Source organism: Ruegeria sp. CK2 (genome assembly GCF_056536585.1).
In genome coordinates this window covers 1-504 of record NZ_JBQFPW010000082.1, presented here as the reverse complement: position 1 = coordinate 504, position 504 = coordinate 1, and the positions used below count along the sequence as shown (strand labels likewise).

Below are 504 nucleotides of genomic sequence, written 5' to 3'. Positions count from 1 at the left end.
TCAAGCGTCACCTGCTCCCCGTAGCGCTCACCCTCAAAGTCATCAAACGCAACAGAGGAGAGGCTCAGCTGCGCCTGCGGGATCACCGTCATCCCGGTGCCCAGATCGAATTGCTGTCCCGCCTCGATCGACAGCGCAAGGCCCGTGCCGCCGTTGCCGTCCGCCAGGGTTCCAATCCTGTCAGCCTCGAGGTCGCTCGTGTAGGAGGCAAACGTGAACTGCCCGTCGACATAAAACCGGCGATTGTCATACCACGTAGCAGCCAGGCCCAGACCCAGGCCCGTGGTGTCAATCGACCCGTCCCCAAAGGCAGAGGTGACTGCAGTACTGCCTGTGGCGTAGGAGAACATCAGTCCGCCCACAAGCAGCCCCGCCCCGCTCTCGCTCAGGACAACATCCCCGCCGATCTCCATCTCCCAGACACTGCTGTCGAGCGCGGCCCCTGTTGTGCTGTGCTCTGCCGCCAGTGTGACCTGTTCTGTCCCCATCCGGAACCACAGCGGC

The 504-nt window shown here is 63.3% G+C and carries 1 protein-coding gene; it reads right to left on the bottom strand.

Annotated features, from left to right (window positions below; translation table 11 throughout):
- Positions 1–504: autotransporter outer membrane beta-barrel domain-containing protein (locus tag ACR0BU_RS24790; RefSeq protein ID WP_480739609.1), on the bottom strand; the 504-nt coding region annotated here is incomplete at both ends.